The following is a 12,547-nucleotide window of genomic DNA, read 5'->3' as shown; positions in this document are numbered from 1 at the left end:
AATCTCCCCTTCAATCTTATGTGAACAACTGTAAAGCTTTGTATGCAAAATGTATAGAGTAACCTACTAAAATAATACCTGCTCCGGCTGTTATGTAGCCAAGCGCTTTTGGTTTTAATAAAGTTCTTCCAAAATGTACAGAAAAAGCAATATTTAAATTCCATAAAATAATACCAACAATAATGCAAAGACTGTACAAAAAAGCTTCTTGTTTCGTTACCTTCGTAAGTAATGAGCTAAGTGTACTTCCGTATATACCAAACCAAAAAACAAGATTTAATGGATTGGATATCGCAATTAAAAATCCTGCCATAAACGATTGCTTAAGGCCACCTACCTCTTCTTTTTTATATTCCATATTCGAGTCGAAAATTCCTTGTTTTACACTTTGAAATCCTAAATAAAATAACAAGAAAAAACCCGTGCAATACATGAAGGCTTGTACATATGTATACATAAACACAGAAGATAAACCGAAATAAATGAGAAGCATAAATAAAACATCTGCAGTCATTCCACCAATTCCAACAACCCAAGCGTGCCAAAACCCACGTTCAATTCCTCGTTTTAACATTTCAATATTAATCGGCCCTACTGGCGCAGCTAATGATATACCTAATACGATTTGCTGTATAATTGCTCCAAACATCGCTCTATCCTTTCTACTCTCTTTACTACTAGTTAATGATGTAATTTGAAAAAATAGACTAGCTTTCATAATAAAATACCCTTTTTTATCCAAAATATACAAAAGAGCCATCTAGGTGATGGCTCTTACTTTTCTATCCTATGAAGAAAAGGACATTTCCCTTTTATTGGCTCTACATCGTCTCCTATGAAATATTGTTTCCATTCATGATGTTCCGGGTCACCATAATGACTAATATTAGGATGTTTCGGCAATTGATCCCACTTTTCAACTCGCTCACGGACCATTTGTCTTGAATATGCTCCTTTAGGACGATCTCCCTCTAATCCATCAAAAATAGTGCGTGGCTGAAACCCAATAACGAGAGAATTCCCTAAATGTCTAGTTTTTCGTTGTTTATAAGCTGGCGCATTTCCAAATGCGAATATTGGCTCACCACCAAATGAAAATTCCCATAAATAATGGTCTGGATCTTCAGGAATTTGCTTTGGCCATGCTTGATTATCGTTTTCATGTAAATACTGTAACACTTTCCAAAAGGAATCACGGTAATATTCGAGTGGCTGTTCTTCACATTCCGGTTCTACAAAAAGGAAAAAGCCCCTTCTTACAATCGGCCTCTCTTTCATTAACTCTAAAAAAGATAACATTGTATGTGGCAAATGACTCCAATCATTATGAGAAAGAAATGAATAACGAAGTTCATTCTTTTTCAAAGCTGTTAAACCGAAATAACATGGAAAAGTTGATTCTAACACAACATTTGAAAAAATCTCAAATTCTTTTGCAACCCAATCCGGTATGTCGGTTCTCGTTCTCATTCCTTCATTATCTAATAAGTAAGACTTATTCATTCTTTCACCTCATTATGTATAGCATTCAATTAAGAATATTACATACTCGGCCTGTCCTATACCTATTTAAAAATTTGACTGAAAAATTATTTAAAAATACAAAAAAATAAAATCGCTTACTTGACTAAATTCTCCCAATTCGTGTATATTTAAATTAATCATTTAGCAGAATATTCAAGAATATAGCATTTTTAGTTTATATTATTTTTTAAAATGAATTTCACTAAATGAAAATAGTAAACGCTTTTAGGAGGAATTGTAACATGCAAGGAAAAGTAAAATGGTTTAACAACGAAAAAGGTTTTGGATTTATCGAAATGGAAGGTGCTGACGATGTATTCGTACATTTCTCTGCTATTCAAGGCGACGGCTACAAAGCTTTAGAAGAAGGTCAAGAAGTATCTTTCGACATTACTGAAGGTAACCGCGGACCTCAAGCTGCTAACGTAGTAAAACTTTAATCCAACATATAACAGGAGGTTACCTTACTTGGTAACCTCCTTTGTTATTCCTTTGTATATTTCCGTTTTACAGAGCAAAAACTATGTGAAATGCGCACTATACAAAGGAGGAATTATTAATGGGATCAGAAGTAAATGATTTTGAAGAAGTGAAATTCCGTGTAGAAACAGCACAAAAAATGGTAGGATCAGCAACAATTTCAATGGATCCAGATACATTAGAGCATGCTACTACTGCTGTAGAAGCAGCTCGCTCTCAGCTTGAAATTATGAAATCTGTTGCGACTGATTTAGATGAACCATTTTTAATGAATGAGGAAAAGAAATTAAATAAATGTGAGCATCAACTAAACGAAGCAAGACACTAAAAAACATCCAGAGAATTTTCTCTGGATGTTTTTCATGACAACTGGTCCCCATACTTTTTCAATGTTTCTCCAACTGTACATTGCCTTATACAAAATGAATGAGCGTAATACTTACTATTTGTCTTTCGATTATGTTCTCGCAAAAAACATCCTTCACAATACGTTTCTAATAAGTCATTTACCTCTGTAATGAGTTGCTTTTTATCCACCTTTGCACCTCTCTATTCAGTTATTTCTTTATGACTATCAATAACTGTTCCTTCCAATGCTTGCGTAGCTAATTGATGTGCTTCTTTATTTTGTTTTCTAGATATCGGCTCACATATAAGTTTTAATTTCATTTGCTTCGCCTTTTGTTCAATTTGATCTAAATAATGATTTAAATGTTCATCATAACAAGGCCATTCTCCGGCTAATTGCTGCAGTACCACTTGTGAGTCTCCGCGAAGTGTAACTGCTTCATACTTAATCCCTAGTTCCTCGAGTATATTCATACCGTATAATAATGATGCATATTCCGCTTCATTATTATCATATATACCTTCTATATATGCATTGCGGCGAATGCGGTAGTTTGTATTTCCTTTTTTATAATACACACATATACCAACGCCAGCTTCTTTCGTTTGCACATCATACCCACCATCAAAATAAACGAGTATTTCTTGGGGCTCTTCCTCTACTTGCTTACTTAACTTTTTCATCTCTTTTAATGACCATTCTGCGTCCATTTCATCATAAAATGAAAATTCTTTTACTCTTCCTGTTTTCTCAAAATCCTCTGCAAATTGAAGTACTTCTTCTATGCTCATATACTCTGTTGTTAATTCCGTCTGCAACCCGCGCTTCGTTTTATACAACCAATGAATTTTATATTTCATACTACATTCCCCTTATATAAGACTTCTTATATGTAGCCAGCTAATGAAAGCCTCACTTTATTTTATTATATTTTATCTAGAGTCACAGCATAATATTCAATATGATTACATACAAAAAGAGCTATCCCATAGGAATAGCTCTTTCATCTATTACATAAATCTTTCAAATTGTACTCGCTTATTAATCCAGTACATTACAGGCATACCGATCGCCATTACTACGAATTCACCTGCTGCACATGTTAACCAAGTCCACATAAATGGTAGATCAAATGCAAGATGAAGTTCAATTGCAATCATAAACATTGTAATCGTAAAGATAACTGTATTAAAAATCATACGAGCCCAAACACCTTTAATAAACCGCATAGAAATAATCGTTGCAACTAATGCAAGAATAGATTGACCTACTCCAAATACTAAATCATAAGCGATCATAGGTGAGAAAAAGAGATTCGTTAAAAATACACCTAATACAATTCCGTAAATTGCTTTCTTGTTAAATACAACGAGATGATTAAACATCTCTGAAATACGAAACTGTACATTCGTAAAGCCAAATGGCTGAATAAGCATAGAAACAGCAATATATAATGCCGCTAAAATACCATTACCGACTAAAGTTCTAATATTCATGACAAAATCTCCTTAGTTTTTTTACGTGGGATGGTTTCGAACCACGTTATTCGTTTTTTAAGCAACAAGATTATATTTTACGTGGTAGCCCCTCTTTCGTCAATAGATTCCTATCGTGAACTACCTTTTTTCTTTTAGACAACGTATAATAAAACATATGAAAGATTTAGGAGGTTTCACTTCATGACAGCAACAATTCAAAATGAAAAAGTGATCGTTTCCATTTCTGACAAAGGTGCAGAATTACAGAGCGTTCGCTTAAAAGAAGACAACATAGAATATTTATGGCAAGGTGATTCTACTTATTGGGGACGCCGTGCACCAATTTTGTTCCCAATTGTCGGTCGATTAGTAGATAATACATACTACGTAGACGGTAAACCATATTCATTAACACAACACGGTTTCGCCCGTGATCTTACTTTCTCTGTGAAAGAACAAAGCGAAACAAAGATCACTTATACCGTTACTAGTAATGAAGAAACATTAAAAAAATACCCATACGAATTCGAATTACTCGTTTCTTATGAGCTAAATGGACAAAGTGTTCATGTAACATATGAAGTAAACAATCCTACTTCAAAAGAGATGTTCTTCTCAATTGGAGCACACCCTGGATTCAACTTCCCTTTATTGGACGGTGAATCATTTACAGATTATCACTTATCGTTTAATGGTTTGGAACGCTTAGAAACAAGCGTATTAGAAGGACCTTATCTTTCAAACAAAAAGCAATTAATCGCTGAAAATACGACTGAATTGCCACTTACATATGATTTATTCAAAAATGATGCGCTTATTTTTGAACATATGAATACGAATGAAATTTCGATTCGTTCTCATAAACATAATAAATTTGTAAAAGTAGAATTTGATGGATTTCCCTTTGTCGGCGTATGGACACCAGGGAATAACGCACCTTTCTTATGTATTGAACCTTGGTATGGAATCGCTGATGAAGTAAATCCAGCAAAAGATTTCAAGGACAAAAAGGGAATTCAATCTTTACAAGCGAATGAAACATTTACATGTCGTTACAGCATCACAATCGGATAACTACTCTATCCCCTACTTCAAAAAAATATTTAAGTAGGGGATAATCTTATAATTTGGAGGTTTCTCATTTTGATTGAAGTATATATTGATGGTGCATCAAAAGGAAATCCTGGTCCTTCTGGTGCAGGAGTATTTATTAAAGGCGTTCAGCCGCCTGTACAATTATCAGTACCACTTGGAACAATGTCCAATCATGAAGCAGAATACCGCGCTTTACTTCTAGCATTAAAATATTGCATTGAGCATAATTATAGCACTGTCTCTTTTCGTACAGATTCGCAGCTTGTTGAGCGGGCTGTTGAAAAGGCATACGCAAAAAATACAATATTTGCACCTCTTTTAAATGAAGCACTGCAGTACATAAAAAACTTCGATCTCTTTTTTATTAAGTGGATTCCAAGTAGTCAAAATAAAGTAGCTGATGAATTAGCTAGAAAAGCTATCTTACAAAATTAACGGGGGTATGAGTGTGAAAAAAGAGTGGATTGCTCCTCTTGCTTTATTATTTGTCTCTTTTATTTGGGGAGCTACGTTTGTTGTCGTTCAAAACGCTATGTCTTTCGTTGGTCCATTTACGTTTAATGGTATTCGCTTTTTATTCGCTGGAATTATTTTATTATTCGTTCAAATTATTTTCTCACAGAAAACTTCAAAACAAGAATTAAAACATAGTAGTTTAGCTGGATTAATGGTTGGGTTCTTCTTATTTGTTGGCTATTTATTACAAACATTTGGCTTACTTTATACAACTTCTTCAAAAGCAGGTTTCTTAACTGGGCTAAGCATTGTTATGGTCCCAATCTTATCATTTATCTTTTTAAAACAAAAAGCCACCATTTTCATCGTACTTGGTATTGCTGTAGCTACAACAGGTTTGTACTTATTAACAGCTGCTGATTCTTTCCAATTAAATATAGGAGATATACTTGTTCTTGGTTGTGCAGTCGCTTTCGCTGCCCATATTCTTATTAACGGCTTCTTTTCTAAAAAAATATCACCTTTATTATTAAGCACATCTCAAGTATTAGCTGTTGGTATATTTTCTTCTATTTGCGCTTTTTTGTTTGAAGATTGGGAAAAGTTATTTTCAATATCACTATGGACGAATCAATCCTTTTTATTCGCACTCTTTCTAACTGCCCTGTTTGCAACATCTATTGCTTTTTTCATTCAAACATCGGCACAAAAACACACTTCTCCAACGAGGGTAGCAATTATTTTCGCAATGGAGCCCGTTTTTGCTGCATTAACAGGCGTTCTCGTTGCAAATGAACAACTTTCTATTTCTGCTATTATCGGATGTCTATGTATTTTTCTAGGCATGATTTTTGTTGAATTACCTTCCAAAACAAAAAAAGAAGCGCAGGCTGCGTGAAGTTACGCTTGTAACTTCCGCATAAAAGCCTTAGCGCTTTTTTTATCTGTAATTTCTTCCTCTTTCAATCGTTCTAATAACGCAACGAAATAACTACCATCAAACTGCAATTGATGTTTAATTGTCGCTTCTATTGCTGCGTTCACAATCCCATCAGACGCACCAGTATATCCTTGTCCAAACATAATAAACCCTTGTGCTTCCTCTGATAATTTAAATCCTTTCGTATGTAAGAATGAAAGATAATCTTCTATTGTTTGCATGTTATTCCCACCTACTCAAAAATTCTCCATCTCCTATCATACATGTTTTTACACGCTATGAGAATGAAATTTCTTTGACAACTTTGTAAATCAATCTTCTACTTCGCTTACAATGGAGGATTTTCTAACAATCTGAAGGAATATGTACAGTGGAACTTATTTCATATTAAAGGGGAGACACGATGAAACAAGCACTATTAATTATCGACGCTCAGCAAGAATTAATTGATGGAAATGAGCAAGAAAATGAAGTTTTTCGTAAAACCGAGCTATTATCTACACTAAATATAGCCCTGCAGAAAGCAATAAATTCAAATGCTCTTATTGTTTTCGTAAGAGATATCGATGTTGCTTCTGGTAGTGGCGAAGGATTTGAGGTACATAATCAAATTCAAGTACCCCAGTCTGCAATCTTTATTAATAAAGCAGCAACCAATTCATTCTACGGCACTTCTTTACTTGAACTTTTAAAAGAAGAAAACATTAATCATATTGTTATAGGCGGATGTAAAACAGAACATTGCATTGACACTGCAGTTAGAGCAGCAACTGTACAAGGATTTGACGTTACATTAATTAAAAACGGTCATTCAACAACTGATTCTAACGTATTGTCTGCAGAACAAATTATTAGTCATCACAATAAAACTTTACACGGTCATTATAACGTTGATCATTTTTCTATGGTGAGAGATATCGAGGAAGACCTCTTTCAGCCGACTCATGATCAATATCGTGATTAGCGAAAAAGAATCCTTCATTCAGAAGGATTCTTTTTCACCCAAAAATTTGTGCTGCAATGCTATATAACTCATTATTCCTTTTTAATAATTGACCGCTATTTTTCATCATAATTGGTGGTGTATTCACCTTTTTAAAACCAGCAATCTCTAATACTTTCATGAAATCTTTCTTTCCTTCTAGTACATCAATTCTTAATTTACCATTATGCCCTTTTGCTAAATCATGTACAATTCTCATTGCCATCTCATCATTTTTAGCAACAACCGGCCCTATTATCTTATTTTCTGGTGTTTGTATGCTTAAACCGTAACCTAATACATTTTGTTCCTTGTCCTTTACAACGATACACTGTTCACTTTGCATAATTCTTTTCTTTAAAAACTCTTTTCTATTTGTTCCAAACGCATATTCATCTATTTTTATTATTTTTTCTAAATCACCCTCTTCATAATTCATCACATAATCTTCATTTCTTATACAATAATCTTTCGCATTGTATGAGTTACATATGTATTTAGAAACATAACTTACTGCCCTAAATCCTAACTTTTCATATAAAGGTTTCCCTTCATCCGTAGCAATAAGCATAATTGGAGTATGAGCTGATACGCTTTTAACGCACGCTTCCATTATTATCTTTCCAATCCCTCTCCCCTTATAATCTGGATGTACAATCACCATTCCGATAGACGCTAATTTCTCCCCATATAATATTATTGCCGCGCTAGCAATTAGTTCCTCTCTCTCATTCCAAACACCGTATACAATCCCTGCGTTAAAAATAGTCTCAATTTCTTCTCTGTTATAATCCCAACCAATATAAGAAGATAATGATACAATATTCCCTGTTTTTGCTTCCCTAAGACGCTCCACCCTAATTTCCAATTCACTCATACTCCATCCCCTTATCTAGACATTTAAATCATTATTACGAAATCAACTTGTACATGTTTCCCTTTATTTGTCACACACATATGTTATTTTGACCAAGACTATATTGTAAATGAGGTGACAACATGCCCATTACGAATCGATTTTCTACCACCACTAACGGCGCACTCGCTATTACAGGTAATACTTTAGGCTTAAGTAAAATCAGCAATCAAAACCGTGCTGGTACAATCGGGGCAATTGGTGCATTCGCAACTACGAATACTGCTTTACAAGTAACTACTTTTCCTGCTGGTACAACATTAAACTATACACAAAATAGTTCTACCGCTATTTTAAATATCCCTGCTGGTAGTACTATTCTTTACGCAGAACTCGTTTGGGGTGGAAACTATTTATCTCGTGATCAAAACATTACGAGTGTATTAGGAAACCCAGTTTCTTTTACAACACCTGTTTCAACATACTCGATTACTCCTTCATCTGTTACGGCTTCAAATCAAACTTTCGTTTCAAACTCTATTACATTTGGCTTTTACACTCGTTCAGCAGACGTAACAACTCTTATTCAAGCGGGAGGTGCTGGTTCCTATACTACAGGAGCGGTTCCTGGACTTGTAGATCCTATAGATGCTTCTAATGGAACAATTAATTCGGCTGGATGGACGCTTATCGTCGCTTATCAAAACGGGACATTGCCAGCAAGAAACTTAACCATTTATGTAGCTGGTAACCGTGTTTCTGCAGAAACTGGTAGTGCCGATGTATCTGTTTCTGGATTTTTAACACCTTCAGGAGGACCAGTAAGCGGGAGATTATTTTTAAGTTCTACCGAAGGAGATGCAGATTTAACCGGGGATCAAGCTTTATTTGGACCAAATTTCAGTTCATTAAATGCTTTATCTGGGCCAAATAATGCCATAAATAATTTCTTCGGTTCTCAAGTTAATAATGCTGCAGGAAACTTAGATACAACTGGGACATTTGGAACGCGAAATCAAAGTGCTTCTACAAGTACAAACATCTCCGCAGGAAGACAGGGCTGGGACATTACTTCCATTGATATTTCTCCTTATTTAACAAACTCACAAGTATCCGCCGCAATCCGTTTAACTACTAACGGAGACGCATATATGTTAAATACAGTAGGCTTACAAATTAATATAAACTCACCAAATATACAAGCGACGAAAAGCGTGAATAAAAGTGTTGCTGCAATTGGAGATATTCTCACTTATACAGTTACTATCCCTAACACCGGGCTTCTTCCTGCCAATAACGCTATTTTTATAGATAGTCTCCCTAATGGTACTTCTTTTATACCCGGCACTGTAACAGTAGATAACGTACCACAAACAAATGCAAATCCTGCGGCTGGTATATCTCTTGGAACAATTAATAATGGTGCTTCTCGTATAGTAACTTTCCAAGCTACTGTCGTTTCTCTTCCAAGTCAAAATCCTATCTCTAACACTGCTAATATTACATTTCAATATACACCAATCGCCGGAGGAACAACTTTTAATGGTCTTGCAACAAGTAACTCTGCTGGAACACAAATTAACCTTGCAGATATTAATGGAACAAAATCAGTTAACAAACTTTTTACCGATATTGGTGAAACATTAACTTACAGTATTGCCTTAGCTAATATAGGAAATATCGCTGCAACGAATGTGATATATACGGATCCGATTCCTAGCGGGACTACTTTCATTCCAGGGAGTGTAACTGTGAACGGAGTTACTCAAGCTGGCGCAAATCCCGCTAATGGTATAACAATTGGTTCAATTGCCGCAAATTCCACTACTACTATTTCATTCCAAGTGCTCGTTCCTTCTATCCCTCAAACAAACCCAATATTAAATAGTGGAACAACAACATATCAATACATTCCTGTACCTAATCAACCAGCAGTAAGTGGGACTGATACGACAAATATTGTCTCCACTCAAGTGAATAATGCTACTGTAACAATGACGAAAGCAGTAGATAAAAATTTTGCAGATATTGGTGATACACTAACGTACACCGTTTCCTTTACAGGTACAGGTAATACAAATGCGAACAATGTTATTTTTACAGATATCATCCCTACTGGAACAACTTTCGTTCTAAACAGTTTAACAATAGATGGCACGACACAAGTGGGTGCAAATCCCGCTACCGGCGTGAACATTGGATCCATAACAAGCGGCACAACAAAAAATGTTGCATTTCAAGTAGTAGTAAACACAATACCCACGTCAAATGTCGTATCTAACGGATCAAGCGCTTCTTATCAATATACTGTCAATCCTAGCCAATCACCTGTTACAAAAAATATTTCTTCGAATCTCGTTTCCACTCAAATTAACAATGCGAATGTAACATTAACAAAATCAACAAATAAACAATTTGCTACAATTGGTGAAACAATAAGTTATACAATCCTTATTACAAACAGTGGAAATACGGCCGCTAATAACGTTCAACTAACAGATCCACTTCCAAACGGAACGATATTGACTCCTGGTACTGTAACACTAAACGGAGTTTTACAAAATGTAGATTCTCTCGTTGCTTTACCTATCGGCACAATCCCTGGTGGGGCTACTGTTACCCTTTCTTTCCAAGTAACAGTCATCAATATTACGACCCAAAATCCTATCATTAATAACGCCTTCGCTTCTTATCTATATACTGTAAATCCAAGTTTGCCACCGACTTCAAAAACAGCAAATTCTAATTCTGTTGCATCAACAATTAGACTAGCAAATCTCCATGTTAATAAATCTGTAGATAAAACGTTTGCGGAAGTTGGCGATGTATTAACTTACACCTTTGCTCTTACGAATGATGGAAATGTTGCAGCGAACAATATATTACTATCTGATTCAATTGCGAATGGAACCGCCTTTGTCCCAAACAGCGTTATAGTTAACAGTGTTACTCAGCCAGGCGTTACACCAGCTAGCATCAATATTGGTAGCATCAATGCTAATACTACAATTACAGCTTCATTCCAAGTAGTAATAACTAGCATTCCAAATCCAAACCCTATTTCAAATAGCGCTTCCATCTCCTATAACTTTATCGTTGATCCAAACGCTTCACCTGTAAGTAAGAACACTACTTCAACTACTACATTTACTCAAGTAAACGATGCAAATGTCATTTCAGCCAAAACAGTGGACCGAGCGTTCGCTACCGTAGGGGATATATTAACTTATACTGTTATACTTTGACGAATGCAGGAAGTGTTTCTGCTGATAGTCCTACTTTCGTAGATACGAATCCAGACGGTACTACCTTTATTCCAAACACTTTTCTTATTAATGGTGTACTCCAAAATAACGCAGATCCAAATATAGGTGTTCCACTACCTTCCATTGCTGCTAATGGCTCACTTACTGTCTCTTATCAAGTAACCGTCACCTCTTTACCAACACAAAACCCAACATTAAATTCATCTAGTACACAGTATAGCTTTATTCTAAATCCGGGCGATCCACCAACTATAGAAACATCTGTAAGTAACACTGTAAGTACACAAATTAATTTAGCAAATGTAGTGATTGTCAAAGAAGTAGATTTAACTATCGCCGATGTCGGGCAACCAATCACATATACAATTTCTTTAGCTAATCTTGGCAATACTACAGCAAATAATGTTATTGTTACCGATATAATCCCTAACGGCTCCACTATCGTACCAAATAGTATTTTTATAGGTGGTACTTTACAACAAGGTGCAGACCCTAGTACCGGTCTTCAAGTCGGCTCCATTCCTTCAGGTGGTTTTGCAACGATTGTTTTTCAAATAAGTGCAAATGGGCTACCTTCACCAAACCCAATTCAAAACAGCGCTTCACTTCAATATAGCTTTATCGCTGATCCAAATTTACCTGCTCTCGTTAGAAACGCTGCTAGCAATATAGTAACTACACAAATTAATACTGCTAATATCGTTGCTACAAAACTAACGAGTACAAACTTCGCTGATGTCGGTGATGTCATACTATGAGGGTGTTGCAAAACTAAAATAAACATGCAATGTTATGAATCAGAAAAACTAGCTGAACATGCAATAGATAGCGATTTTGACCATACCAACGTGGCTGTTCCAACCCTTTATCTTTGAGTTTACTAAACTGTTGTTCAATTTTCCTACGTTCTTTCATCAATTGTTTACCAAAGATAGTTTGTATAAAATGAGATAATACACGACGATGTGTACTCTTATTTTGTTCACCATTCCTAGGATTGATTGGATTCATGGCAAAGATGTTACATGTTCGTGCAATTTCATAAATACGTTGACTATCGTAAGCAGCATCTGCAACGGAAAATAACACATTTTGATCTTTTATATCCTGAAGCAATACAG

The 12,547-nt window shown here is 35.4% G+C and carries 14 protein-coding genes, 1 pseudogene and 1 riboswitch; of the genes and pseudogenes, 7 read left to right on the top strand and 8 right to left on the bottom strand.

What is annotated here, in order from left to right:
* Positions 1 to 16 precede the first annotated feature (16 nt).
* A complete protein-coding gene (locus tag V6946_RS08540; RefSeq protein ID WP_001196841.1) occupies positions 17 to 760 on the bottom strand; it encodes a LysE family transporter in 744 nt (247 codons plus the stop codon).
* Between the two features lie 14 nt (positions 761 to 774).
* Complete coding sequence (locus V6946_RS08535) at positions 775 to 1,503, bottom strand: YqcI/YcgG family protein (protein ID WP_006928725.1); 729 nt, start codon at positions 1,501 to 1,503, stop codon at positions 775 to 777.
* A 263-nt stretch (positions 1,504 to 1,766) separates the two neighbouring features.
* Here V6946_RS08535 and cspB point away from each other — a divergent pair, with 263 nt between their 5' ends.
* Positions 1,767 to 1,964 carry a cold shock-like protein CspB gene (gene cspB / locus V6946_RS08530; RefSeq protein WP_001161731.1) on the top strand — a complete coding sequence of 66 codons (198 nt, stop codon included), beginning with the start codon at positions 1,767 to 1,769 and terminating at the stop codon, positions 1,962 to 1,964.
* Positions 1,965 to 2,083: 119 nt separating this feature from the next.
* Positions 2,084 to 2,332 (top strand): DUF2564 family protein, encoded by a 249-nt coding sequence (locus V6946_RS08525; protein WP_000534392.1) that lies wholly within the window; start codon positions 2,084 to 2,086, stop codon positions 2,330 to 2,332.
* Positions 2,333 to 2,364: 32 nt separating this feature from the next.
* On the opposite strand, the gene V6946_RS08520 is transcribed toward V6946_RS08525, so the two are convergent.
* From V6946_RS08520 to V6946_RS08510, 3 genes are all read right to left on the bottom strand, one after another.
* Positions 2,365 to 2,541 carry a zinc-finger domain-containing protein gene (locus tag V6946_RS08520; RefSeq protein ID WP_002023738.1) on the bottom strand — a complete coding sequence of 59 codons (177 nt, stop codon included), beginning with the start codon at positions 2,539 to 2,541 and terminating at the stop codon, positions 2,365 to 2,367.
* Between the two features lie 12 nt (positions 2,542 to 2,553).
* Complete coding sequence (locus V6946_RS08515; protein WP_000875557.1) at positions 2,554 to 3,213, bottom strand: ribonuclease H family protein; 660 nt, start codon at positions 3,211 to 3,213, stop codon at positions 2,554 to 2,556.
* A gap of 150 nt (positions 3,214 to 3,363) precedes the next feature.
* Positions 3,364 to 3,849, bottom strand: coding sequence for a QueT transporter family protein (locus V6946_RS08510; protein WP_001026471.1), 486 nt, complete (start codon positions 3,847 to 3,849; stop codon positions 3,364 to 3,366).
* 6 nt (positions 3,850 to 3,855) lie between these two features.
* Positions 3,856 to 3,900: riboswitch (PreQ1 riboswitch) on the bottom strand.
* A 132-nt stretch (positions 3,901 to 4,032) separates the two neighbouring features.
* Here V6946_RS08510 and V6946_RS08505 point away from each other — a divergent pair.
* The 3 genes from V6946_RS08505 to V6946_RS08495 all read left to right on the top strand — a co-directional run bounded on the left by V6946_RS08505 (position 4,033) and on the right by V6946_RS08495 (position 6,280).
* Positions 4,033 to 4,905: an aldose 1-epimerase family protein gene (locus V6946_RS08505; RefSeq protein WP_000127399.1), complete on the top strand. Its 873-nt coding sequence runs from the start codon at positions 4,033 to 4,035 to the stop codon at positions 4,903 to 4,905.
* Between the two features lie 69 nt (positions 4,906 to 4,974).
* A complete protein-coding gene (locus V6946_RS08500; protein WP_006928711.1) occupies positions 4,975 to 5,361 on the top strand; it encodes a reverse transcriptase-like protein in 387 nt (128 codons plus the stop codon).
* 13 nt (positions 5,362 to 5,374) lie between these two features.
* Entirely contained in the window at positions 5,375 to 6,280 is a 906-nt protein-coding gene (locus V6946_RS08495) for a DMT family transporter (protein ID WP_000712609.1), read from the top strand.
* Positions 6,281 to 6,282: 2 nt separating this feature from the next.
* On the opposite strand, the gene V6946_RS08490 is transcribed toward V6946_RS08495, so the two are convergent.
* Positions 6,283 to 6,543: a DUF6123 family protein gene (locus V6946_RS08490; RefSeq protein WP_366982095.1), complete on the bottom strand. Its 261-nt coding sequence runs from the start codon at positions 6,541 to 6,543 to the stop codon at positions 6,283 to 6,285.
* A 182-nt stretch (positions 6,544 to 6,725) separates the two neighbouring features.
* On the opposite strand from V6946_RS08490, the gene V6946_RS08485 reads away from it, so the two are divergent.
* The gene (locus tag V6946_RS08485) at positions 6,726 to 7,286 is read left to right on the top strand and encodes a cysteine hydrolase family protein (RefSeq protein WP_366982094.1); all 561 of its coding nucleotides are present in this window, start codon (positions 6,726 to 6,728) and stop codon (positions 7,284 to 7,286) included.
* A 34-nt stretch (positions 7,287 to 7,320) separates the two neighbouring features.
* On the opposite strand, the gene V6946_RS08480 is transcribed toward V6946_RS08485, so the two are convergent.
* A complete protein-coding gene (locus tag V6946_RS08480) occupies positions 7,321 to 8,181 on the bottom strand; it encodes a GNAT family N-acetyltransferase (protein WP_006928706.1) in 861 nt (286 codons plus the stop codon).
* A gap of 122 nt (positions 8,182 to 8,303) precedes the next feature.
* Between V6946_RS08480 and V6946_RS08475 the strand changes: the two are divergent.
* A pseudogene (locus tag V6946_RS08475) lies at positions 8,304 to 12,178 on the top strand (beta strand repeat-containing protein); the annotation flags it as partial.
* 19 nt (positions 12,179 to 12,197) lie between these two features.
* On the opposite strand, the gene V6946_RS08470 reads toward V6946_RS08475, so the two are convergent.
* On the bottom strand, positions 12,198 to 12,547 hold a 350-nt coding region (locus V6946_RS08470; RefSeq protein ID WP_406622056.1), incomplete at its 5' end, for a transposase.

Origin of the sequence: Bacillus sp. PPSBB_2 (genome assembly GCF_045291115.1) — a bacterium.
In the GTDB taxonomy this organism is placed as follows: domain Bacteria; phylum Bacillota; class Bacilli; order Bacillales; family Bacillaceae_G; genus Bacillus_A; species Bacillus_A cereus.
This window is presented reverse-complemented; position numbering and strand designations above follow the sequence as displayed.